20 protein-coding genes are annotated in these 24090 nt (G+C 46.4%); 14 read left to right on the top strand and 6 right to left on the bottom strand.

All coding sequences use genetic code 11. The annotated features are described in order from the left end of the window. Position 1: 1 nt before the first annotated feature. The 8 genes from D7V92_RS13030 (at position 2) to D7V92_RS12995 (ending at position 9150) form a co-directional block, all read left to right on the top strand. Positions 2-1897 carry a hypothetical protein gene (locus tag D7V92_RS13030; RefSeq protein ID WP_121773028.1) on the top strand — a complete coding sequence of 632 codons (1896 nt, stop codon included), beginning with the start codon at positions 2-4 and terminating at the stop codon, positions 1895-1897. 8 nt (positions 1898-1905) lie between these two features. Further along, entirely contained in the window at positions 1906-2787 is an 882-nt protein-coding gene (locus D7V92_RS13025) for a hypothetical protein (protein WP_121773027.1), read from the top strand. An 81-nt stretch (positions 2788-2868) separates the two neighbouring features. Beyond that, entirely contained in the window at positions 2869-3348 is a 480-nt protein-coding gene (locus tag D7V92_RS13020; RefSeq protein WP_147441526.1) for a hypothetical protein, read from the top strand. A gap of 333 nt (positions 3349-3681) precedes the next feature. Further along, a complete protein-coding gene (locus D7V92_RS13015) occupies positions 3682-3960 on the top strand; it encodes a hypothetical protein (RefSeq protein WP_057328582.1) in 279 nt (92 codons plus the stop codon). A gap of 12 nt (positions 3961-3972) precedes the next feature. Next, positions 3973-5772: a helix-turn-helix domain-containing protein gene (locus tag D7V92_RS13010; protein WP_081031980.1), complete on the top strand. Its 1800-nt coding sequence runs from the start codon at positions 3973-3975 to the stop codon at positions 5770-5772. Between the two features lie 58 nt (positions 5773-5830). Then, positions 5831-7123 carry a clostripain-related cysteine peptidase gene (locus D7V92_RS13005; protein WP_158598889.1) on the top strand — a complete coding sequence of 431 codons (1293 nt, stop codon included), beginning with the start codon at positions 5831-5833 and terminating at the stop codon, positions 7121-7123. A gap of 202 nt (positions 7124-7325) precedes the next feature. Continuing rightward, on the top strand, positions 7326-7646 hold the full coding sequence (locus D7V92_RS13000) for a T9SS type A sorting domain-containing protein (protein ID WP_121773025.1): 321 nt from the start codon (positions 7326-7328) through the stop codon (positions 7644-7646). A gap of 298 nt (positions 7647-7944) precedes the next feature. Continuing rightward, positions 7945-9150 carry a clostripain-related cysteine peptidase gene (locus tag D7V92_RS12995; RefSeq protein ID WP_158598888.1) on the top strand — a complete coding sequence of 402 codons (1206 nt, stop codon included), beginning with the start codon at positions 7945-7947 and terminating at the stop codon, positions 9148-9150. Positions 9151-9306: 156 nt separating this feature from the next. Here the strand turns inward: D7V92_RS12995 and D7V92_RS12990 are convergent, their stop codons facing one another. Together D7V92_RS12990 and D7V92_RS12985 are read right to left on the bottom strand one after the other, a co-directional pair. Then, entirely contained in the window at positions 9307-10965 is a 1659-nt protein-coding gene (locus D7V92_RS12990) for an IS1182 family transposase (protein ID WP_121773023.1), read from the bottom strand. Between the two features lie 569 nt (positions 10966-11534). Beyond that, positions 11535-12815: a DUF2851 family protein gene (locus D7V92_RS12985; RefSeq protein ID WP_121773022.1), complete on the bottom strand. Its 1281-nt coding sequence runs from the start codon at positions 12813-12815 to the stop codon at positions 11535-11537. 76 nt (positions 12816-12891) lie between these two features. Between D7V92_RS12985 and dapB the strand changes: the two genes are divergently transcribed. From dapB to D7V92_RS12965, 4 genes are read left to right on the top strand one after another with little or no spacing between them, the layout of a single operon-like run. Further along, positions 12892-13608 (top strand): 4-hydroxy-tetrahydrodipicolinate reductase, encoded by a 717-nt coding sequence (gene dapB / locus D7V92_RS12980; protein WP_005863996.1) that lies wholly within the window; start codon positions 12892-12894, stop codon positions 13606-13608. Positions 13609-13624: 16 nt separating this feature from the next. Then, positions 13625-15022, top strand: a complete 1398-nt coding sequence (locus D7V92_RS12975) for a S26 family signal peptidase (protein ID WP_121773021.1) — start codon at positions 13625-13627, stop codon at positions 15020-15022. A gap of 19 nt (positions 15023-15041) precedes the next feature. Then, positions 15042-15902, top strand: a complete 861-nt coding sequence (lepB, locus tag D7V92_RS12970; RefSeq protein ID WP_008774293.1) for a signal peptidase I — start codon at positions 15042-15044, stop codon at positions 15900-15902. A 1-nt stretch (position 15903) separates the two neighbouring features. Then, entirely contained in the window at positions 15904-16533 is a 630-nt protein-coding gene (locus D7V92_RS12965) for a WbqC family protein (protein WP_008774292.1), read from the top strand. On the opposite strand, the gene phnW is transcribed toward D7V92_RS12965, so the two are convergent. Genes phnW through D7V92_RS12950 form a run of 3 tightly spaced genes read right to left on the bottom strand, consistent with a single transcriptional unit; the run spans position 16517 to position 19800 of the window. After that, positions 16517-17602, bottom strand: a complete 1086-nt coding sequence (gene phnW / locus D7V92_RS12960) for a 2-aminoethylphosphonate--pyruvate transaminase (RefSeq protein WP_036618811.1) — start codon at positions 17600-17602, stop codon at positions 16517-16519. The two genes, D7V92_RS12965 and phnW, sit on opposite strands and share 17 nt — an antisense overlap. Before the next feature lie 31 nt (positions 17603-17633). Then, complete coding sequence (gene phnX, locus D7V92_RS12955; RefSeq protein ID WP_121773020.1) at positions 17634-18422, bottom strand: phosphonoacetaldehyde hydrolase; 789 nt, start codon at positions 18420-18422, stop codon at positions 17634-17636. A gap of 34 nt (positions 18423-18456) precedes the next feature. Then, positions 18457-19800 carry a DUF5690 family protein gene (locus tag D7V92_RS12950; RefSeq protein ID WP_008774290.1) on the bottom strand — a complete coding sequence of 448 codons (1344 nt, stop codon included), beginning with the start codon at positions 19798-19800 and terminating at the stop codon, positions 18457-18459. A 196-nt stretch (positions 19801-19996) separates the two neighbouring features. Here D7V92_RS12950 and D7V92_RS12945 point away from each other — a divergent pair, with 196 nt between their 5' ends. Then, complete coding sequence (locus D7V92_RS12945) at positions 19997-20869, top strand: hypothetical protein (RefSeq protein ID WP_009276618.1); 873 nt, start codon at positions 19997-19999, stop codon at positions 20867-20869. A 56-nt stretch (positions 20870-20925) separates the two neighbouring features. On the opposite strand, the gene D7V92_RS12940 is transcribed toward D7V92_RS12945, so the two are convergent. Continuing rightward, positions 20926-23181: an inorganic phosphate transporter gene (locus D7V92_RS12940; protein ID WP_044545184.1), complete on the bottom strand. Its 2256-nt coding sequence runs from the start codon at positions 23179-23181 to the stop codon at positions 20926-20928. Between the two features lie 257 nt (positions 23182-23438). Between D7V92_RS12940 and D7V92_RS12935 the strand changes: the two genes are divergently transcribed. Then, positions 23439-23978 (top strand): RNA polymerase sigma-70 factor, encoded by a 540-nt coding sequence (locus D7V92_RS12935; protein WP_022192324.1) that lies wholly within the window; start codon positions 23439-23441, stop codon positions 23976-23978. Positions 23979-24090 lie beyond the last annotated feature (112 nt).

Raw genomic sequence — 24090 nt, 5'->3', positions numbered from 1 at the left:
TATGGACAAAAACAACCGTATGAAAATAATGATTGGCATACTGTCGTCAATCCTCATCGTTGGAACAATTCTTACCTCTTGTAAAGACGATGAGCTGGGAAAGATAAATAATGAGGACGATACGGAGGCAGCTCCTCCGGTGACTGATTTGCCAACGCATGATGTAATTGAAACGAAGGTAACGGCTCAAACAGTGATTTTCGCAACAGGGCTTGATGAAATGAGCCGTCTGTTTCAGAATCGCTTGCCGAGCGAACTCATAAGCCCCTACTTGAATGACGACACCGAACTAGTGGTTTTTGACGAGGATGGGGTAACGCAGTTTATCAACGACGATGAAAAGTATGAAAAACTCGAAGACTTCTATCTCCGAGGAGGTTTGATATACTTCCACAAGCCAGCATTACAAGCTTCGGCATTGATAGCCCGCCTAGAGCTAGGGATCTTCAACAATGTACCAGACGAGGCCATTCCTCCGGTATGCGATGCCTACATCTTTAATATCCAAGGAGCTGAATACCGTACCGACGATATCCATGTTGCAGGTTCTCAAGTTATCGAGTTCACGGATGAAGACGGCCATATTCATACGGAAGTTATTGATAATGCAGAGAGGCCAAACGACTATTTTTATGGTTTATACGCAGAAAATGCCGCAAAATTTATCAATGAAGCATTAGAGACCAGCGTCCGTACCCGCTCTACCGCAGTCACGTCGCGGGCAGGACATTCGTTTGCTGAACCTCCCCTAATTCCTATACACTGGGACAAGACACTTCGTTTATACAAGACATACAATAAAAAAGACCGTCACATGGCAAAGGAAGTGACTCTGGAGGCTGAAGGAACCGTCAGTATCGACGCAAAAATCCGATGCGCTTACTCCTTCGACCAAGACAAGGACTACTATCAGATAACCCTTAATGAATATTATCCCGGTAAAAGTCTTTGGCAAGGCGAGAGCAAGGTTAAGCATGGAATCTACTCCGACAAATATGCCGGTTTCGCTTTGGAAGGGGTTCTAGTAGATGCGAGATTAAAAAATTTGAATCCCGGCGTTAACGTAAGTACCTTGGAAAGCGTGGTACCCGACAATCATCCGGCAAACGGCACTAAAGAGACCATCAACGGATGGACTTTGGGAGGTTCGATCGGTTTAAGCGCCGGCGGTATTGCCGGGGACTTGAGCATAGGATACACATCCTCAACTTCAATTTCCTTACCCTATAGCGAGATGCCTGCTACATTCAACCGGTTTGAAAAATCGTATATTCAATGGAAGTATAGTATTCAAAATCCCATGAAATACCACCGCAATAGCGGGCGAAACGGAGGTGTGAACAAATTTTCCAATATCAGCATCAAAGATTTCCCACTTGAGCAGACTTGGTGTTGGATCATCGACAACACCAGCAAACAGCAAGACCAGCCTATCAGTTTGAATGTAAGTGTAGTGTATAACATCACTTCGGGAGCGGCCACTTCGGGTGCCGGCTCCAACCATGCATATAATTTTTGCTATGGATATGGTCCTACAAAGACGTTTGATCTGCCAACTCCCGACCGCTACAAGGACAAAGTGACAATTGTTGCCAGCCCGGTGAATGCCACCTCCAGTTATTTGCGAAAATTGATGTCGGAAAACAGCCCAAGCTTCAGAGAACTCTCCGACTATCCCAACCGGGCCGGAATAGTCCGCAAGCATCTTACTCACCGTCTTAGCGATGAGTGGAACGATGTGTATGATGAACTCAAGAGGATAGAACCCTTCACCGGCATAGACGAAGAAGTGACCTTCACCTTGCAAATGAGCAATGGCGAGCGTCTGTCTATTGGCAATACCGGAATGACAGGCATTCATATAAACAAGAACGGTTTCGTATCTATGGTAAAATAGTAAATAACATGAACCTATTTCGACTATTCGTTTTATTTTTGACTATTATCAGCTTCTGTCCCGCATTCGGACAAAAGGACAGGAACGTTATCTATAAGGTGGGCGTGGGAGAACTCATATACACCCCGCCGAGTGAAGGAAATCCTAACGCCGCCGTAAAGGTCCTTAAGGATGTGGCGGATGTCCTTCTCAGCGGCCAAACCACCAAACAGCAGCCCCAATATGCCGAAGCGGTCAGGGCGAGCATTGTCAATGGCTTGAGCAAGGTTATTCTTTTCCGGCCGTCCGATGGCGCAATTCCTCAAGAAGAGCTCTCAAACAATATTCCGGCACTTTATGCCGATGGAACCATAGTCAATATCAGCACCGTTTCCAAAACGGAGACAGATAAAGACAGCAAAGGGAATAAAACCACCCATACATCTTACCGCGGGATTATAAGCGTGACCGTGAACTTGAAAGACGCTTACGATGGTACGTTGATCAACAGTCAGACATTCAGCGTATACGACAGTGACCTTTATTGGATGACTTCCGGCGAGAAAGCGATCAACAACGCCCTTGAACGCCTTACTTCCAAGGTGGCTAGCTTTTATAACCAGATGTTTCCACTACGTGCCTCTATCGTTGAAAAAGGTGAAGCCAAGAAAAACAAGCAGAAGGAGGTCTATATAGATCTGGGGGCACCCGACGGCGTGTATAAGGGACTACAATTTGATGTTTTCCTCGTCAAGACAATCGCAGGCAAGGAAGCGAAGACAATGATCGGCCGGCTTAAGATTGAAGAAGTGGAAGGTGACGAGATTAGCCTGTGCAAAGTCACCAAAGGAGCCGACAAGATAAAGACCGCGCTCGATGAAGACCAGACGCTTCTGATAACAAGCAGATAAACGATCACTAATAAGCAATCTTACAGTTCATTATTTTACAAACACAAACTTTCATACAACATGATTTACAAATTCAAAACGATGGCATTCGTGCTACTTACTTGCTTAACGCTTTTCTGTTTTACCGCATGTAGCGAAGATAAAGATGACGCACCTACACCTGAGCCAACACCGGAAGAAGTTTCCGCAAATATCGATTATGCATACGGTTGTGCTTCAGATCTGCTAGAGATCGCAGATATTCAAATCGTGTACACAGATACCACAGGAAAAGAAGTGTCAGAAACGGTTCAAAAAACAGAATGGACAAAATCGTTATCCGAGGTAAAAGTTCCTTTCACGGCCAACCTACAAATTATTTTCACGAAAAAAGAGGAATTCACTCCTAAAAAAGAATCTTACGACATGGCTTCTTGGCAGTATATCAACTATACAACTTCTAACGGAAAATATGATCTTGGGCAAGAAAAAGAGATCGAAGTGGAAGTTGAAAAAGGCGATATCGACACTTATTTAAAACTCTTAAATGAAACCAGCAAGCATGTCAAAGAAATCAAATAAAGAATGAAGAAAAATATACCTTCCGGCTGAATACCAAAGGAACCGATACGCAATTAGTCCGGACAGATGGTAAAGCGGTGGAAAACAGCCACATCTGTCCGACGTACATATTTTCCACTAAACACGTACGACTTTTTTGAAGACTCAACTTAGCAGTATCCTCTTTTAGCTTTTCCCTGACATTGGCTCCGGATTACGACTAGTCACAACCCATCGTAAAAATGATTTATGCGGAGAATAGAAATGATCTCCGTGGAGAATCACCCGTAAAAAGACGGGGCACTTTCATAATATTTCTTCTAATTTCGCACTAGATTAAAATGATAAATTTAAATGGAGCAATTGTATTTATATATAGCGATCATCCTATCTGCGATCATCATCGTGATGCTCTCCATCGCTGTCGTCTATTATCGACGGAAACTGAATAAATGCAAGACCGCACTTGTGCGCTGTATCAACGAGAACATTGAAATGAGAGAAAAGCTTCCCGAATACGAACTTCCCCATTTTATCGGCAGGGACGACATCACACCTGAAGAATTTACCAACATCATACACAACATATTGAAAAGGCTGCTCTACGTGTTTACGTTTTACCACATGATCTGATCGATATCAAACATGAATAAAATAAGACACTTTATAGTACCCCTATGGGTCATTTCTCTCGTTATCGGATGGAGCTGCGCCAATAAGCATACCCCCGGCATGACGACCGGGCAAGACAGTATCTATCATGTCGCCCGTATACAGGATATGACAATCACTCGGCCGCACGAGGTACTCGCGCTGCTTGATACCGCCGAGCAGAAATCCCTAATGACACCTTTCGATATCAATCGCCTGCGTTGCCTAGCCTACCACAACGGGCTTTCCAATTACAAACGCGCGCTGCGATACGCATTGGAAGCATATAAGTTACCTTCTGCGCGAGAAGATACCGAGGTACTCCTATCGCTTGTGGAACTGATCGCCGATGAATATTATATGGAAGGAGATTACGCGAATAGCGTGCGTTATTGCGGCGAAGGAATCAAGCTGGCGCAAGAGACCGGCAACCGTATGTCGGAAGCGAACTTTCATGTCACCCTCGGACAGAATTTACTTCAAATGCGCCAAGAGGAAGAGGCATTCCGGCATTTCAGCTTTGCCACAAACGTGACGGAGGAGAAAGCCCGGAAAAGTTCCAGTTGGGTTGAATGGGACAACTATCTCTATGCGTTAGGCATGCAAATCAGTTCATTTAGCGAAAACAAACGGTATGAGGAAGCCATCGCCATGTGGCCTGTTTTCGAGAAGGCCATGGAAAACCTGAGCAAATGCGATGATACCCCTGAAGGCCTCGTGGATATGCGAATCGCCAGCGGATATGCGGCATACGCCTATATCTATCGGCAGAAAGGGGATACAATAAAGGCCGACAAGCTATACGACCTGTCAGCCAGTACCCGTTATGCCTCTACACCGGATGGGGAAGGGATACGGATACCTTATTTGATCGCTTCCCGACGTTATCGGGAGGCATTGCATTATATCACCCGAGAGAAACAGTACAAGCAGGCTCATTCCGATACAGTCAACTATGAGTATATTGAATGGCACCTGAAATATGAGCTGCAAGCCTACGAGGGTATGGAAGATTTCCGTGCCGCCAACCATGTGCAAAACAATATCATCGCCTTGATGGATACGCTTCAAGAAAAAAGCCGTCAAGAAGATGCGCTGGAGCTGGCGGAAATGTACAAGAGCAACGAGCAAGCCCGGCAGATCGAGCGGCAAACCGCCTCCATACGGTTACGCAATGTCATCATCATTTCTGCCATCGTGTTTTTACTCGCGGCCATCGCGTTTAGTGTCCGTATGCTGTATTATAATCGTATCATCCGAAATAAGAACAACGTAATGATTCATACGATCGACGAACTGATGACATACAAAGATGAACTTTTTGTCCAACAGGAGGAGAACACCCGCCTAAAAGCAACGTTACAGGGACCACAAGAGGAGCAATCCCAAATGCCGGCCAAGGAAGATGCTGATTCGCGCCTTATGCCCAAATTGACGGATAACGACCGTACGCTCTATAACCGCATGATCCATGAAATAACAAACCGCCGCCTCTACCTAGACACGAGTCTTACAAAACAAGACTTGCTGAAAGAGTTCCACATACCCACCAACAAATTCTCCATCTTGTTCAAAGAGTTTGCCGGGTGTAGTTTCACGCAGTACATACAGCAATGCCGGCTCGACCATGCCACCCGCCTGATGCGTAAGCATCCGCAATGGAGCTTGGAGGCAATCGCCAAAGAATCCCAAATGTCGAACGGTGCTTTTTACAGCCAGTTCCAAAAGAAATATGGGATGAAACCCTCCGATTACCGTAACAAGGAATTGTCCAAAGGGTGGATTGACGAATGACTGTTCATTATTCATTATGTTTATTATTCTAATTTTTAAAAACTTAATTGTATATATTATGAAACGATTCTTTGTGTTTTTTACTGTTCCTCTAATGCTTCTATTAGGAATGGTATCTTGTTCAAACGAAGACCTGCCGGACAGTCAGTCACAACCCGAACCGGCCGAGAACGGTTATTGTCTGCTTTTTTACGCCTCGGGAGGTGACCCGGAACACGATCTTAGCGAGATGAACTCCATCACCCAAGCCGCACAAGCGACCGCAGGCCGCCAGGATATAGCCATTACCGCTTTGTTCAAAGCCTCCGGTAAGAGTGAAGGCGAGGCGCACAACGGCGTGCGTCGTTACATCGGTGAAGATGGCCAACTGATTCAAGACACCGACTTCGCCCCCAGTGACGATTTCAGTATCATCGATCCGGCAAGACTCACCGACTTTATTCGCTGGTCGGCCCAGCAATACCCCGATCGTAAGTATTTGTTGGTCTTTGCGGGGCACGGCCTTGAATTTATCCCTTATTTAGACATACCAGCCGTGAAAACCCGCTCCACACTTAGTGATGGAGACGACATGATGTCTTCCTATCACTTGGCACAGGGGATCCGCGACGCAGGTATCCCACTTGAGGCCATGATCGCCCACTCCTGTCTACAAGGTAGCATCGAGATGCTGGCCGAATGGGAGGGACTGGCGGATTACCTACTCGGCTCACCCTTCTCGATCCCCGACTTTGCCTACGATTACGCTTCCCTGCTGGAGGATCTGTCCGAAGGCCGTACAGTGGAAGACGCACTGATCCGAACAGCTCACCGCACCATGAATCTCTGGCAGGAGTTTCACGACAACCAATCGAATGGCACAGTTGTCGAGGTAAGTCACTTAAAAGAGCTTACTCCCCTATGGGATGTATTACAAGAGACCATTACCCTCATGCGATCTACCTTGCAGGAAAAGAACACCCATTCCACCGACTTGCCGACCGTGTGGGGCGAGACCTACAAGAAGGGCTATCAAAGAGCCTTCAAGGCTATGTATCAACATAATGAAGATAACTTTTTCGATAATTTCCGGGCTGATTACGCCATCGACCTGCCTGACTTTCTGCGCAATGCCTGCCTTTATAGCGGCAACGTACAGCTCGTTCCTTATCTGAACCGTTTGCACGAGGTGCTGGAGGATGTCCTCGTCTGTCATTTGCAAAGCGATGGACTGCATAATCATATATATAATGTATGTGCAGGCTACTTGGCGATCCCGGAGGAATTGGCTACCTATCGCACCTGCCGCTTCGATCAACTGACCGGATGGAGCAAGCTGCATGAAGACTTACTTGGTACCAAACAAGAATAAACAAATATGACTACAGCAAAAAGCAGACTAAAGAGTTCATCTGAAACTGCTGGGAATCAATAATTCTTAGTAATATATGTGATTCTCGTGGAGAACAAAAGAGATTCCCGTGGAGAGCAACCGCTACGGAAATCTCTTTCCAACAAAAGAATCCGGCTACTTTTGCATCATTTCTATTAAAAAAACAAAAATAACAAACGTTATGAGGAAATTATTACTAAACATTTTTGCCTTATCCGTAATGGGGCTATGCGCACAGACACCGGCGTTGAAGCCGGCACGAACAAGCGCTACCGCCTCAAAGCCGGTAACCAACCCAGCGACAACGTGTGTGATCGCCGAGGGTGTGGAGCAAGGCCCGGCCTTGGTATATAGCGCGACAGGCAAATCGTATGCGAACTTATCGGTTACTTGGCTGGATGAGCAAAGCGTACGGATAGACGTATTGTCCTTGCCGGAGGGATTATACATCTTGAAGTTCAAGGACGGAAGCGCTAAGTTCATGAAACAGATGAATTATTAATATATAGATATTTAAAAACACTAACTACCCAATATATCCTATAATCGGCAATGGGGGCTTTTATAGCCTCCATCGCTAAGTTTAGAAAAATAAAGAAAAAGAAATAACACATTTATTTTACAAATTTTATAATCATGAAAAAAATCTTTTATTTCGTGTCATGCATGATGCTAAGCATGGCTTTGAGTTTGACAAGTTGCAATGATGACGATCCGGTTCCAACTCCGGAACCGGAGTTGGGAATGGCCGAGTAACGTTGATGCTGTATGGTTGCGGTGGAGGCAATTTGGACCTAGCAATGGCCAGTAACTTGGATCAGGCGTTATTAGCCGGCACAAATGACAAGGTCAAGATGACATGCCAAGTGAAGTTCTCCGCAGACTTTCAAAACGACCCTGATTTAAAGGGGACTCGCCGCTTCATCCTAGAAGATAAGAATAAAGATGGTGATGTAGACGAAGAAACAGTCTTGGATGTCTCTCTGCCGCTTTACGATCCGGCTAACTTAGCTGAATTTATCCAGTGGAGTAAAGAACGTTGCCCGGCTCAAAATTACATCTTAATTCTTTGGAATCATGGTGGTGGTTGGAGTCCCATTGATGATCAACCCAAAACAAAAGGTGTTATTTATGACGATAACCTGAATCAAGTAGGTCTTTCCCTAGATGATCTGATCACTGGTGTAAAACAGTCTGATACGCATTTGAAGATGCTCTATTATGACGCTTGCCTTATGGGAATGCTCGAGAATTATAGCAGCCTGACGGAAATTGCGGATTATGCGATGGGGTCTGCACATAGTATACCGGGGGTAGGTGGTAATTATGCATCCCTCATAGAGAATTTAACAGAACAAGACGAATTTGAGCCGGCAATCAAGCAATATATCCATGAAGTAGTGTCATTGTGGGGGACATATTACAACGCCGTAGATCTTGCTTTGGCAAATTTATCGTCATGGCCGAAACTAATGGATGCTATAAAGCTATTTACGGACGAGCTGGTGAATACTTATGAAGAGGACCAAGATAAATATGATGCCGCAACCAATGCTTGTTATCGGTTTCAGCCGGGTGCTTATTTTTTCGACGCAATCGATTATATGCGGAAATTAGCGTTCTATTCCATGAATCCCAACTTGATCTCTTACACAGCTCAGGCGCAGCGTGCCTTAGATGATATATTCGTATATCAAGAGCTGACAGGCGCATTAGCGAGTGAGGGTCTGTCAATCAGCTTAGGTGTTACCTTGATCGAGAATGGACGATGGGTAATGGGAGATAAACTGAAGCTAAATTGGGACGGATCCGTAACGGATATGAATGACCAGAATATCGGATCTTGGGGGAGTACAGGAGATAAAACCTATGGCAATCTGGCTTTTGACAAGGCTACGGGCTGGAGCCGTTGGTTGAAGATGAATCAACAGCTGCCAACAGACAATCCTTGTTTTGGAAGCGACCACGATGAAGATGAGGGCGAAGACGATAATATCGATGAGTAGCAGAGAGGTCTTTTTAAAACAGAACTGAAAACCAAGTTGAAGAATATCACCGCAACTCAGGCAGAAAAAACATCAGCCTATTTTCTGGAAGGGGGTGTGTCAAAACTAAGACACATCTCCTTTTTTATCTTAAGATAGCCGTTCCTCTTTTTTTGTCTATGCAACTATTTTTTCAGTAATTAGGTAATAAGGTTTAATATTCGTCGTATGTTGAGTCACACGTGGTCTGATAAAGATAAATATAGTGTGTGCACTCCTTCTCCTTCCAGCTTTTAGTAGTTTTGTACACATCTTTTTGATGTTAAAAGCTATAGCAAAGAAGGCAAAGTCCATAGTAACCTTGTCTTCTCCCACATGCCGGAACCTTCTGTATGCCATGTTGTGTTTCATCTGTCCAAAAACCGCTTCCGGTTCTATACATCGCCTTCCCCTATGCCTGACGCCTTCTTCCGAGAGCAGCCTTTCCCGTGCCTGCCGTTTGTATTGGTTTAACCGGTGGTTGACTTCTATGATACGGTTCCCCCGGGCTTTAAAGCAACTGCCGCGCAAAGGACACCCTCCACATCTTTGTACTTTATACCGGGCACTTTCGGTGACGTATCCGCTAACTGTCTTGTCACGTCTGGTTCCTATACGGTTCATGTGCTGCCCCATAGGACAAACGTAATAATCCTCCTCCGCATTGTAATGGAGACTCTCCGTATGGAATGGATTGGGAGTATGACGGGGACGCTGTTCTTTATGGAAGTAGTTGTACTTGACGAAGGCTTCTATACCATTCTCCTGCATGAACCGGTAATTTTCTTCCGAGCCGTAACCGGAATCTGCCACACCCACAGTTGGTAAGCGGTTATAGCGTTGCCCAAAGGAGTGGAAGAAAGGTATGAGGGTCAGTGTATCGGTTGGGTTGGGAAACAGTCGGAAGTCTATGAGGAATTGGTTCTGGGTACCTATTTGCAGATTATATCCGGGCTTGGTCTGCCCGTTTCCCATGGCGTCTTCCCTCATGCGCATGAAGGTGGCATCAGGATCGGTCTTGGAATAGGAGTTGCGTTCTCCTAGAGTGTCAAGACGGTTGTCGTATTCCATCAACTTGTCACGGTACTCCTCTAGTTCCCGGACCTGTTTCTTCTTTTCCCGGATGACTTTCTTTTGTTCCCTGTCCTTTGTTACAGGCTGGTGTTCCAGCGCCTCTTTAAGTTCATTCACTATATCTGAGAGCATGGCGGGGGTGAACTCTACGGGGGTGTCTTTGGCGGAGTTCTCTTGGGCTATGGCCTCGTCCACCTGCTCCATGAAAACGCGGATCCTATCCATCAGCCTTGTACGGTTCTTTTCGACTGTCTTGCGCCAGACAAAAGTATATTTGTTGGCTCTGGACTCGATCTTGGTACCGTCGATATACTCTACGTCAAGGCTGATGAGACCCTTGTCGGCTAGGACCAACCGCGTGAATACATTATTTATCTCTTCTTTTACACGATTACGGAAACGGTTGATGGTAATAAAATCCGGATGTTCGTTGCCGGAAAGCCAGATATAATGAATATCACGTAAAAGAAGTTTCTCTATTTTACGGCAAGAATAGATATTGTTCATGTAGGCGTAGATAATCACCTTAAGCATCATTTTAGGATGATAAGGACAACGACCGGTTGCTTTATAAAGCCTCTTGAGATTGTCAAGATTGAGATTGTCAACAACCGTATTGACCACACGGACCGGATCGTTCGCCGCTATGTTCTCATCAATTCTGCCGGGAAAAAGAACCGTTTGGTTGGGAGCGTAATCCCGAAAGTGTGTTTTTGTGGGCATTTGTCTTTTTATTTTTTTACTAAGTTACAGAAAAATAGCGATATAGGCAAGATTTTAGTTGAGAAAACAGAGGCTTCACCTCATGTTTTATGGCTTACCAGAGAATAACCGGATTTACCAAGAAAGCGCATCCCTGTCACGGGACATGCTTTCTGCCATAATTAAAGTTCCGGTCATTCAGGTCCCTTAAAGGCCTGTTTACAAAAAAAGCCCGGCTATATAAACAGCCAAGCTATACGCCTTTGTATAGTCAAGGTTCATTTGGTCAATCAGTCACTCTCCATGTTTGATAGCTCTTAAAACGAACAACTCTGCAAAGAAAACATTTTATTCTGTTAATGAGGTTTTTTTGACTCTTTGTTTTACATGCTTTGCAACACAATTAAGGGGATATGTACATTTTGACACACCCCCTTCCCAAAAACATGCACGTGTTTTGCCAAAACAGATTATCAATCACTTAAAAAAACAGCATCTTCGCAATAGACAAAAGTATAACCAAATCGAATGACTTATATATAGTACATTATATCACCAACAACCACAAAGACAGAAAATACATACATCCCTCAAAGAGGAGGATTGACACTCCGTTTCAGTAACCTGAACCCAATCCGGCAATACAAACACTTTCGCTTCTCGCAATATTCCCGTTTCAGCTGGATGAGCGATTGCGTATCACCGGCGTTACGGACATGGATACCGGATCGAGCGAAAGCGGTTACGATATGGTTTCGTTCCGGTGGGATACTCTCCAACAAACGAGTCGCACGGGTACAATATTCCGGTAATTTATTCCGCCCCCCATAAGCGAAAAGCAGAGGGACAACCGTGTTTATCAACAATATATTAAGAGCATTCTCCCCGATCTCCTTCTCTTTCTCCGGAGAGGCATAACGGAAATGATAATGATTCTTCCAATAATCCGAGGGTTGGATACGGAAATAATCCTTGATCTCTTTAGGAGAAGAAGCGGACAGGATCATCGAGAATAACGTATCGTACCGATGCCAGATAGCGGCCAGTTGCGCCAACTTCACATGCGGGAAGTTGGTCGGACGGATACGGAGGCTTTTGAACAAGGAGTCATCCAAAGGCTTGAGCCCGAACTTATGGCGGAGAAACTCATATTCCCGCCTCAGCAGACGGTAGTAATGGCAGGAGCCCTCTTCCGAGAGCATACCCGCTTGTCCGAAAAGCATCGCCTCTACTTGCGACTCGCTAGCCCTTTGCTTTTGGATATATCGTAGGGGGAGGCTTTTCGCCAACCACTCGAAAGCGTCGCTATTCACGCCAAAGCCGAAACTACGGGTTAATAGGATATAGAACACCTCGTTCCAATCCTCTTGGTACTGATCCAGCAGACGGTATATATCCTCTGTCTTTCGTTCCAGCCGCTCACTGAGCAAGGTATCCATCCATGAGGCCAGATGCACGGAGTCCACATCTTGAATCCGCTCAAGACAGGGGACGGGCACCTCTCTTACCAATAACCAATCGATATTTTTCCGGACAGGTTCCGGAACGGGTAATATCAATTGAGGAATAGGCTCACCGTTCATCCGGCAGATAGATGCGTCATTCACACCCGTTACATGCAAGATAACGGAGTCATATGCCTTATCTGAATCATGATGATGCAGCAACCAATCGGAAGCTTTTTCGTGGATCTCCACGCTTCCGGCCCATACCGTGCCGTCAATCTTTATCTTGGCGTTGAAGAAGTCGGGACCGGCGTCGGTGTTTTGTATTCCGGGATCGATAACAGCGATAGGAAGCCCCTCGGTGGTAGTCAATGGAGTACTTGCGTAGAGTTTGTATTTCCAAACATAGTGTAATAAACGTTCCATATTCTTTCAGAGTTAAGATTTTGGATTCAAATGTAATTCATTTTCTGTATATTTGCGACATTAATTGAATTAAAGTATGAAAATTGCACTTATAGGTTACGGGAAAATGGGCAAAACGATCGAGCAGATCGCCATCCAAAGAGGACATCAAATTGTTTCCATCATAGATATCAATAACGCTGAGGATATATATTCAGAAGCGTTCAAGAGCGCCGACGCGGCAATTGAGTTTACTACCCCGGCTACCGCTTTCAATAACTATATGAAATGTTTCGAGGTAGGCGTGCCGGTCGTATCGGGTACTACCGGATGGCTGGACCGTATCGGCGAGATCAAGGAGAAATGCGAGAAAGAGGGCAAAACCTTCTTCTACGCCTCCAACTTCAGCATCGGCGTAAATATCTTCTTCGCCATGAACAAGTATCTGGCGAAAATCATGAACAACTTCCCCTCCTACGACGTTAAAATGACGGAAGTCCACCATATCCACAAGCTGGATGCGCCCAGTGGAACGGCTATCACGTTGGCCGAAGGTATCTTGGAAAACATCGATCGTAAAGACCGCTGGACCTTAGAGAACGCCGAGAACGCGACCGACCTGCCGATCCACGCCATCCGTGAGGGTGAGGTTCCGGGTATCCACGAGATCACGTATGAGTCGGACGTAGATACGATCAGTATCAAGCATGATGCCAAGAGCCGTGCCGGATTTGCGCTAGGCGCCGTAATAGCGGCAGAGTTTACCGCCGGAAAGAAAGGTTTCCTAGGCATGAATGACTTATTCAAATTCTAAACGTATTAGCTAAAAGATGAAGAAGTTCACGAAAAAACAATGGATCAAGTTTAGTATAGCGGCCGTATTATACACATTGTTCGCTATCTGGATGCAAAACGTATGGCTACTGCTGGGATTAATCGTCCTAGTCGATATATTCTTGACGCACTACATCCCTTGGGGAGCTTGGAAACGGTCTAAGAACCCGACGGTACGCAACGTATTGGAATGGGTGGACGATATCGTATTTGCGCTGGTAGCCGTTTATTTCATCAATTTGTTCGTCTTCCAGAACTATCAGATACCGAGTTCTTCCTTGGAGAAATCCTTGCTGGTAGGAGATTACCTGTTCGTCAGCAAATTAAGTTACGGCCCTCGCGTACCGAACACGCCGATCTCCTTCCCGTTGGTACAAAATACGTTGCCTATCTTAAACTGTAAATCGTATCTGGATTGGCCGGAATGGGGCTACAAACGGGTGAAAGGTTTGGGGCACGTGAAACGTAATGATATCGTAGTGTTCAACTTCCCCGCAGGCGACACGATCGCCGTGAAAGTGCAAAACCCGGATTACTACTCCTTGGTCGAGGAGTACGGACGGGAACGTATCTTATTGGATAAGGCCACGTTCGGCGAGGTTATGTACCGCCCGGTCGACAAACGGGAGAATTACGTGAAGCGTTGTATCGGTATGCCGGGTGATACGCTCCAACTCATAGACAACCAAGTGTACATAGACGGTAAACCCGCCGAGAACCCGAAAGATATGCAGTTCAACTACTTCATCGAAACAGACGGTTCCCCGATCACAGAGGAGCAATTCCGCCTAATGGACGTAAGCAAGGATGACCGTATGCTGGCCTCCAGCGGCGGTTATTACCAGAACCTATTGTCATACCTAGGCTTTACGCCTAACGCGAACGGACAGTACAACCCGGTATATCGCCTGCCACTCACGAAAAAGGCCTTGGCGATAGCGGAGAAGTTACCTACCGTGAAGAAGGTTATCATCGAGCCGGAGACGTTGGGCGGCCCTACCTATCCGGTCGGATACAATACTGGCTGGACCCGTGATAACTTCGGGCCGCTTTGGATCCCGAAGAAAGGGGCTACCATCCCGTTGAACGAACGTAATCTGGCGTTGTACAGCCGTTGTATCAAGAATTACGAGAACAACACCTTGGAAGTGAAGGACGGCAAGGTCTACATCAACGGCAAGCCCGAGACTTCCTATACGTTTAAATACGATTATTACTGGATGATGGGCGATAACCGCCATAATAGCGCGGATAGCCGCTCATGGGGTTTCGTACCCGAGGATCACATTGTCGGCAAGCCGATCTTGGTTTGGCTATCCTTGGACAAGGATCGCAGTCTGTTCGACGGTGGTATCCGTTGGAACCGCCTGTTCCGTTGGGTGCATCCGGATTAAGAGGTGAAAACTTCGTATTATGACAATCCAACGATTCCTGATAGTTCTCATGAAATGGCTGGCAGCTTTCGCACTAGCCGCGGGGATCGTCATGCTCATACGCCTTTTCTGCATAGAGTCCTATCGCATCTCCACGGACTCTATGGAAGAGGCTTTGCATAAAGGGGATTATATCCTAGTCAATAAAATACCGGGGAAGAATAAGCCCGTCCGGGGCAAGGTCGTGCTTTTTACCAGCCCGCTCTCTCGAGATTCAGCGGATGCTCCCTTATTCATCAGCCGATGCATCGGTATGCCGGGCGATACGATCCGGGTCAGCATGGACGGATATACGATAAACGGGCATAAAATCCCCCGCTCTCCTCGCTCCCTCTGTTCCTATTTCATAACACTGAGCGCCAAGGAGACGTTCTTGGAGACGTTAGAGAAGTTGGACATCCCACTTAGGGATTTCAGGCAGGAAAGTTTCGGCTGTATGCTCAGCCTCACGGCTTTCGAAGAATATCAATTGAGGGAGGAATTGCCCGACGCCATAAACCGTCATTTTATCGGGGAACAAATGCAAGAATACATGTTGATCGTCCCCCGGAAAGACCGGGCTTACCCGCTGGACGCCGCCTCGCTCACCGCCTGCAAGGAGATCATCATGCGGGAGACGGATGGTAAAGCTTCCTTCCGTGACGGAAAGTTATATCTGGACGGGCGGGAGACTAATTTCTTCTTTTTCCAACAAGACTACTATTGGGTACTGTCCGATAATACCAACGAGGCGGTAGATTCCCGCCATCTCGGTTTCATACCGGCCGACCATATCGTCGGCAACGCTTGGCTCTGCTGGTACAGCCCCGACAAACAACGAATCTTTAAACCCGTTCATTAACATGCGACCTGTATATATAGCGACCGCCTATCTAGGCCCCATACAACAATATTGTAAGATGCTCCAATACCCGGAGGTCCGTATCGAGACCGCCGAGAATTACGTGAAGCAAACCTATCGTAACCGCTGTTCCATCGCCGCCGCGAACGGCCCACTCTCCCTATCCATCCCCATCGTCAAGCCGGATACCTTGAAATGCCAGACCAAGGACATCCGTATCTCCGACCACGGAAACTGGCGGCACCTACACTGGAACGCTTTGGTATCGGCCTACAATATGAGTCCGTTTTTCGAGTATTATGCCGATGACTTCGCTCCTTTCTACGAAAAGAAATACGAGTTCCTCCTCGACTTCAACGAGGAACTGCGCCGTCTAGTCTGTGACCTGTTGGATATGCAACCCGCAGTCGTCTACACCGAGCATTATGAGCCAGAGGTAGCCAACGATTTCCGGGAAACGATCCGCCCGAAACACGAAGGGGAAGATCCCGCCTTCCGCCCGGAACCTTATTATCAAGTATTCCGGGAGAAATTCGGATTCCTCCCCAATCTGAGTATAGCGGATTTGCTGTTCAATATGGGCCCCGAAGGACTCGTTACGTTACGGGCATCAATTACCGGATCTCTTTAATCGATTGTATCAAGGCTTCCATATCTTTCGGGAAGATATCTCCGATATTACCGATACGGAACGTATCCGCATCCGAGATCTTACCCGGATAGATCACGAAGCCTTTCTCCTTCAGCCGTGCGTAGAACGAGGTGAAATCGAAATCCGCGGAAGGATATAAGAACGAAGTGATAATAGGCCCTTGGGCATCATCGGGCAGCAAGGTCTTGAAACCCAATCCACGCATACCTTCCACCAATATCTGGTGATTCTCTTGATATCTCTTATAACGAGCCGTGATACCGCCTTCCTCGTTCAATTCCTTCATCGCTTGGTAGAAAGCGTGAACCACGTGCGTCGGAGACGTGAAACGCCATTTGCCTCCCCCTTTCTCCATCGCTTCCCACTGGGCATAGATATCTAAGGAAAGCGAGCGGGCATTCCCCTTCGTCGCCATCAATTTATCTTTTTGGGCGAGGATAAAGCCGAAGCCGGGAACTCCTTGAATACATTTGTTCGCGCTACTGACCAAGAAGTCGATACCTAAACCTTTCACGTCGATAGGGACACCGCCAAAGCTGCTCATCGCATCCACGATAAAGGTAATCCCCCGGCCCTTGATCACCTCGGCTACCTCCTCAATCGGATTCAACAAACCGGTCGTGGTCTCGCTATGTACCATTGAGAGATGCGTGATACCGGGATGTTCCTCCAAGGCACGTCGGGCTACCTCGCCGGTTACCAGTTCCGTCTCATGCAAAGAGACCAGTACGTAATTGATATGATAATAATCGGCGATCTGCGCCATACGTTTGCCATAAGCACCGTTAGCGAGGATCAACAATTTATCCTCCGGACGGACAGCAGCCCCGATCGTAGCCTCCACACAATACGTTCCGCTACCTTGCAGCAGGACACTGGTGTACTCATCCCCGTCCAGTCCCGCTATCGCCAGCAAGCCTTTACGGATCGGGGTAACGATACCCTCGTTATAATCCTTATCCCACGTACACCAATCTTGAAGCATGGCCTCACGTACCGTCTGCGACGTACTCAACGGGCCCGGTGTCAATAATAAATAGTTTCTCATATGATTGTTTTATTCTATTCGGTTATCAAGCTTAATTCCTGTTGTTAATCTTCTCGATGCAAGCGGGCAGCTCGGCGATCGTATCCAAGACGAAATGAGCCCCCGCCGCCAACATACGCTCACGCACCTCTTTCTTCAGAGATTCCCATTCTTCCGCCGGACGGCTGTTATATTCCTCCTCGCTCACGCCCATCTCGTTGCTACCGGTCACGATACCGACGCTCCATACCTTGGCGTTCACGCCCTCCTTAATATCAGCGATCGTATCTCCTACCTTCACCACTTGATCTACGGAAGGAATCGCTAAATCTATCATATTCTTATAGATCATATACGGGGCGGGGCGACCGACCGGGACCTCGTTTGGTGTCACCAGATTATCTACCCTATATCCTTTGGCCTCGGCTCCGGGACGGACAATCTCCATCATCTTCGCCGTGTACCCGGTCGTAGAGCCGATCTTTATACCTTGCTCGCGAAGCATCGCCATCGTCTCCAAGACTCCCGGTATCGGAGTGGTGAAATCCTTCAAGGAAGCGAACAAATGTTTCTCGAAACTAGCGTACATCTCATCCACGTCCCCCTTGTTCCAGTCCCTCTTATACAGGGCACGGAACTTCTCGTTCACCTCCGGCATGCTCAAGATCGCCTTGATATGATCGATCTTCAAGAGACCCATCGGCTCACGGGCCTGCCGGTAAGTGATATCAATCCCTTTCTCTTCCGAGAATACCTTGAGAAAAGCGTTCAGCGGAGCGAAGCATCCATAATCCACGGCCGTACCGGCCCAATCCATAATGACACCTGAAATCTTCTTCATATTCTGTATGTATCGTATTTAATAATTTTCTTGTTTAAGCGATCGTAAGGACATTGTTTTCGGTAGGTTCAAGAGTTGCTATTTCCTCGCAGCCACATAAAGCGGTCTCCTTGCGATAGCGTTGCCGCAAATATACGAAGGAAGCGACAAAAGTGGCGCAGCAAAAGATCCCTACATATCCGGCAAGTTGGTTATAAAATACCGCCCAGTCCAATCTCGTACCCACGAATTCCTTTAGCACCAATACCAGTATCGTACCCGTGTACCCCAGAAAATCTGTTAAGACAATAAAGAAACCGACGTTTCCCCGTATCTTGAAACAAGCGATGAAGCGATCGAAGAAAATCGTCTGGAAGGTTAAGTAAGCCATATACAGGCAAAGGCTCTGCAAGAAAAGCCATGTCACCGGGCTCAATCCCATCCGCTCCTGCCCGAACGACACGAACGCCATGACCATCATGCCCGTAATAATCAAACCGTACAGGACTGAAAGCGCCTTAAAATTATCTTTCACGAGCACCATCAAACCAAAGATCGCCAAGATAGTCAAGGTCACCACGCTATCTATTTGCGTGAACAACCAAGGCGAGTAACCGGACATATCGATGATATTCACCAAGAAGTCCTCCTTGATATCCCGCAATACCACGATCGCTATATTCGCCACGAAAAGCATCGTCAAGAAAGGCATGAAATGCTTAAAAAGCTCCCAACGCTGCCGCCCGTTCAAGGTCTCCCGCTCCGACTTCAAGGCGATATCCTCCTCCGTAGGCTGTGGAAGCCGGTTCAGCGCATATCCCAACAAGGCTAGCAAAGGCAATGCCACCGCCCCGATCAAGGCGGGCATCCAGAACTCGCTGACCTGCCACGTATCCATTACGTACAAGCCGACAGACTTTGCCGTACCGGAACTGATCACCATACTTACGCCCAACAAACTAGCGAGGACATCCGTCATCCTACGTCCTTCTATAAAGCTGAAAATAATCCCCCACATACATCCCAGCGAAAGCCCGTTCAAGAACATCGCCGCTATATTATAAGGAGCCGAGAGCAACCCGAAGAATACCAACGAAAGTTCCGCCATCACCACGGACATCAAGATGAACCGCAAGCGCTCTTCCCGCCGCAACTCCGATATCAACTTAATTCCCATGAACTTCGACACCACGTACCCCAAGATCTGCACGATCGTAACCGCCACCTTATAGTCCATATTGAATACCTCCAGATCCTCGAAAGCGGCAGCCGTATAAGGCTTACGCAACATATATACCAAGGAATAAGAAAGCAAAGCGGCCCCTCCGGCCCATAGGATGAAGAAGAGATCGGAAACCCGCCTCCGGGATGTTTTATTTGTCTGTATCGCAGTGTCCATAATCTTCTGTCGTTTTATTTTCGAAGGCAAAAGTACAGCCGCCATGTTACAGACATATTACTGAACCCATGAATGTATATTATTAATACTCAACTAGGAATCAATAAATTATAAAGAAATATTTATGTAACATTCATGAAACGGAAACGCAACATATGTCCTCTTATTTTGTAAGGTAAATCAAGAATATAAACACATGAACAATCTTCAAGAATTCTACCGAAAGATCGAATATCTACGAAGCAATGGGGTTAAGATGAAAGAGATAGCCGACTGGATCGATATGGCTCCCAGCATATTGTCCTCCCTATATACGACCGTATTGCCGAATTATTTCGAGGGCATCAAGAGTTACCCTCCGGAAGAAGCGCTGGACTCGGCGCTCGCCCTAGTGAATAACGTGTCGAAAAAACGTTTGCTTTCCCATATAGAGGAGATGATCCTTCGCCTAGACCAGATGGAGCTCGCCGAACCGGATAGCCTAAAAGATAATCCTTTCGCCAAGCAATTGATGGAGGAGACACGGCTCTCCGCCTCTAAAATAGAGGCTTTCAAAGGAATCTATACCAGTTACAGCCTTTCTTCCTCCTCGGACTGCCTCAAGATGGAACCCTTCCTACTCTCCCCCTCGGATAATCAAGTCCGTGTAGGGCGGATCAGCGCTTATGGAGAGGCTCAATGGGGATTCGGGATCATGCCCGATCCTCAGAATTTCCATTGCATGCTGAACGAGAACCAAGCGCCCCAATTCACGATGGTAACGATATACCTGCAAATACCATTTTTCAAGAATCCCCGCCAATTACGAGGATTATACATCGGGCAGGATTATAATCGTAACCCGATCGCCCGCCGAATCCTTCTTATCAAGGAATCAGAAAGCACGGAGATCGATGAATTCATGAGCCGGAAAAGCGGACTGATCGATAAAGAAGATTTTACCCCGGAACAACAGGCCTACTATGATTATACTTGCCAAACAGGAGATTTTATCAAGATGTGTACAGTCCCATCCCTGCGGATGGACGAGAGTGATTTAGTCAAAGAAAAGAAGATGCTAACCCTATAAACCAGTAGAGACGGGGCATGCCCCGTCTCCCACCATCCCAATAGAATAGAGACTGATTATTCCTTCTGGAACTTCCTGCTCACCTTCAAAAGGTTCGCCGTAAAAGAAACCACGTTCTGGGCCTCTTGTACCATGTTCAAATAAACCATGCTCACCTTCGTGCTGCCGGACTGCCCTTGGATACGCTTCAACTCCCCTTTCTTCAAGGCGGTAAGTTGGTTCATCAAAGTAATCGACTCAGCGATCAGCTCCTCAAAACCAATATAATCGTTTTTACGGATCATAGTAGCGCAATTTCTCAAGAAGGAGATGATTTGTTCAGATACCTTACCAAAATCATCTTTCTGTACCGGACTCAACGGGCTGAAATTATTATCGATATGATCTTTCATCGGTTCTGCCAAGCGACGGATACTGAATATGATCTCGCTGGCGAAGTCATTTCCTTGATAATAATAAAGCCCCTTCTCCACGGCGATATCGTGATCCAATTGGGTAACGCCAAGCGTACCGACACGTTTCACTTGCTTCAAGTGAATCTTCTTCTCCTCCACGGCAGTCAAGACCTTGCGCAACTCACGGAGGTTCTCATTCATGAATCCATTTACCGCCTTACCGAATACTTCCGCCGTAAAATCCAGATCGGATTGTAATTCCTCACGGCTATGCTCGCGGAACAGTGCCAAAGCCTCACGGGTATCCGTAGCCTTACGAAGTTTAGACACCGTAGAATTCACCTCCTCCTTCAATGCCTCTTTCCGCAATTTAGCCTTATAAGCGAAGTGGCTACGAACCAACGAATAGATCGCCAAACCAATCATAGCGACCAAAGCTGGAATACCTCCCCAATAAATCAAAAGAGCGACGATGAAACAGATCGTAAAAGCAGCCCCTGCCGTAATGAACCAACCACCTATCACGGACAATACGCCTGTGATGCGATATACGGCGCTCTCACGCCCCCAAGCACGGTCTGCCAACGAAGTACCCATAGCGACCATGAAAGCCACATACGTCGTAGATAAAGGCAATTTCAAGGAGGTTCCCAAAGCGATCAGCAATCCGGACAAAACCACGTTCACCGAGGCACGTACCAAGTCGAAGCTAGCCTTGTCATCCATGATCATCTCGCTTTGGTTGAAACGGCTATCAATCCAGTTCTTAACCGGAGTGGGCACGATACTTAATATCGTAGCGGATATATTACTGCAATTCCGTACCAATACCCGTGCGACAGGCGATGTACCGAAAGACTCCTCTCCATCCGATTGACGAGACAGATCCAAGGAAGTCTTCACCACGTTCTGAGCCTTTTTGGAGGTAGCCAAGGCGATTACCATCACGACCCCGGAACCCACCAAGAAATACCAAGGTGTCTGGGCCGGTCCCAACAAGGAGGTCATCAAAAATGTATCCGTGGTAGTGGTCCCTCCCTGCGCCATCAAGTCCATATAAGAGGAATAGCCAGCCAAGGGGACTCCGATAAAGTTCACCAAGTCATTCCCGGCAAAAGCCAACGCCAAGGCAAACGTACCCATCAAAATGACTACCTTGAATACATTCACCTTCAACCAATGCAATACCTGCATCAAGATCGTAAAAAATACCATACATCCCAAAACGATCATCCCCGTATTGGCATACACCATATCCTTGAACTCACCCGTCATAAAAGAACTTGTCTTCAATCCCTTTATCAGCATAAAGTAAATGATGGAAGTGGCCGCTAAACCTCCGAACAGACCAATAAAATATTTAGAGCTTTTCTTATAATTAAACGAGAACAAGATCCGGGACAGATACTGCACGATCACACCAAAGAAAAAAGCGATCGCCACAGAAAGAAAGATACCCAGAATCACGGTAAAAGCCTTTTCGGTATTCAGCAGATCCCCCAATTGCAAAGCGCCTGAAGAACTAGCGATCTTTACCAAGGCGATCGCTACCGTTCCACCCACCAACTCAAACACCATGGAAACCGTTGTCGAGGTCGGCATACCTAACGAGTTAAAAATATCCAGTAGCACCACATCCGTAAGCATAACGGCCGCAAGGATACACATGATCTCCGAGAAATAAAAATGCTGGGGTTGATAAATACCATGCCGGGCGATATCCATCATACCATTGGATAACGCCGCTCCGACAAAGACTCCCACAGCAGCGATAGCGATAATAACTTTAAAGGATGCGGCTCTCGCGCCGATAGCTGAATTCAAGAAATTCACGGCATCATTACTAACACCGACCGATAAATCTACGATGGCCAATACAAACAAAAATATGACCAAGAACAAATAAAATGTTTCCATACTGATTGTTATAATTCTTGCGCAAAGTTCTGAAACAATTATTTCGCATCCGTTACATACATATTACAATGATGTTACAACCTGCGGATTAGATTCAAAAACAACCAGATATGAAATTAGGTTGAAATTAACATCAAGTATTTCTCTTTTAAGAGAGAGATCCACTAAGGGTTTTTATATACATTTGCGACTATATATTTAGAAGGGAAATAAGTTAACAAGATTCTAGTTACTTGGAAAAACACTCCAAAGAAATAATGCAATGGGTCTGTGAAATCGCGCTATCCGATTCTCAAACTGCTTTTAAATCGCTTTATTTAGCCTATTTTCAGAGGCTAATGCGGTTTACATCCCTTTATGTGCCTTCCTCTGTAGAAGCTGAGGAAATTGTCTCTGATACATTTCTAAGTCTTTGGAATAATAGAAAGTCATTACCGGACATCTCTAACTTCGATTCTTATATCTATGGCATAGCCCGCCACAAAGCCATCAGCCTATACCGGACACAGCATATGGAGAAAGTCCAGATCGATGAGAATACGATCGATTTATTCGCACATACCGATACTACGCCCGAGGAAGAACTTATTTCCAAAGAATGCATCGATCATTTAAATGAGGCGATCAATACACTCCCGGATAAATGCAAGATGGCTTTTAAACTGATCCGTGAAGATAAGATGAAATATAAGGATGCGGCAAATATCCTAGAAATATCAGTAAAGACATTAGAAGCCCACATCGCCACGGCAGTCCGGAAACTACGGGAATCTCTAGCTAAAGAAATAAACGACTAATCTATCCACGTTCCCTCTTTGTAAAGACGTAGCGTGCCACATCTCTACAACGGCTGGTGTATATACCAAAAAAAGGAGCCAATCTTTCGACTGACTCCTTTCACCTAAGACG

The sequence above is a fragment of the Parabacteroides sp. CH2-D42-20 genome, assembly GCF_003670185.1.
GTDB lineage: Bacteria > Bacteroidota > Bacteroidia > Bacteroidales > Tannerellaceae > Parabacteroides > Parabacteroides distasonis.
This window is presented reverse-complemented; position numbering and strand designations above follow the sequence as displayed.

What these genes read in the sequence shown, in the direction of transcription:
- D7V92_RS13030 (WP_121773028.1), top strand. Translation starts at nt 2, where the DNA reads ATGGACAAAAACAACCGTATGAAAATAATGATTGGCATACTGTCGTCA.
- D7V92_RS13025 (WP_121773027.1), top strand. Translation starts at nt 1,906, where the DNA reads ATGAACCTATTTCGACTATTCGTTTTATTTTTGACTATTATCAGCTTC.
- D7V92_RS13020 (WP_147441526.1), top strand. Translation starts at nt 2,869, where the DNA reads ATGGCATTCGTGCTACTTACTTGCTTAACGCTTTTCTGTTTTACCGCA.
- D7V92_RS13015 (WP_057328582.1), top strand. Translation starts at nt 3,682, where the DNA reads ATGGAGCAATTGTATTTATATATAGCGATCATCCTATCTGCGATCATC.
- D7V92_RS13010 (WP_081031980.1), top strand. Translation starts at nt 3,973, where the DNA reads ATGAATAAAATAAGACACTTTATAGTACCCCTATGGGTCATTTCTCTC.
- D7V92_RS13005 (WP_158598889.1), top strand. Translation starts at nt 5,831, where the DNA reads ATGAAACGATTCTTTGTGTTTTTTACTGTTCCTCTAATGCTTCTATTA.
- D7V92_RS13000 (WP_121773025.1), top strand. Translation starts at nt 7,326, where the DNA reads ATGAGGAAATTATTACTAAACATTTTTGCCTTATCCGTAATGGGGCTA.
- D7V92_RS12995 (WP_158598888.1), top strand. Translation starts at nt 7,945, where the DNA reads ATGGCCAGTAACTTGGATCAGGCGTTATTAGCCGGCACAAATGACAAG.
- D7V92_RS12990 (WP_121773023.1), bottom strand. Translation starts at nt 10,965, where the DNA reads ATGCCCACAAAAACACACTTTCGGGATTACGCTCCCAACCAAACGGTT.
- D7V92_RS12985 (WP_121773022.1), bottom strand. Translation starts at nt 12,815, where the DNA reads ATGGAACGTTTATTACACTATGTTTGGAAATACAAACTCTACGCAAGT.
- dapB (WP_005863996.1), top strand. Translation starts at nt 12,892, where the DNA reads ATGAAAATTGCACTTATAGGTTACGGGAAAATGGGCAAAACGATCGAG.
- D7V92_RS12975 (WP_121773021.1), top strand. Translation starts at nt 13,625, where the DNA reads ATGAAGAAGTTCACGAAAAAACAATGGATCAAGTTTAGTATAGCGGCC.
- lepB (WP_008774293.1), top strand. Translation starts at nt 15,042, where the DNA reads ATGACAATCCAACGATTCCTGATAGTTCTCATGAAATGGCTGGCAGCT.
- D7V92_RS12965 (WP_008774292.1), top strand. Translation starts at nt 15,904, where the DNA reads ATGCGACCTGTATATATAGCGACCGCCTATCTAGGCCCCATACAACAA.
- phnW (WP_036618811.1), bottom strand. Translation starts at nt 17,602, where the DNA reads ATGAGAAACTATTTATTATTGACACCGGGCCCGTTGAGTACGTCGCAG.
- phnX (WP_121773020.1), bottom strand. Translation starts at nt 18,422, where the DNA reads ATGAAGAAGATTTCAGGTGTCATTATGGATTGGGCCGGTACGGCCGTG.
- D7V92_RS12950 (WP_008774290.1), bottom strand. Translation starts at nt 19,800, where the DNA reads ATGGACACTGCGATACAGACAAATAAAACATCCCGGAGGCGGGTTTCC.
- D7V92_RS12945 (WP_009276618.1), top strand. Translation starts at nt 19,997, where the DNA reads ATGAACAATCTTCAAGAATTCTACCGAAAGATCGAATATCTACGAAGC.
- D7V92_RS12940 (WP_044545184.1), bottom strand. Translation starts at nt 23,181, where the DNA reads ATGGAAACATTTTATTTGTTCTTGGTCATATTTTTGTTTGTATTGGCC.
- D7V92_RS12935 (WP_022192324.1), top strand. Translation starts at nt 23,439, where the DNA reads ATGCAATGGGTCTGTGAAATCGCGCTATCCGATTCTCAAACTGCTTTT.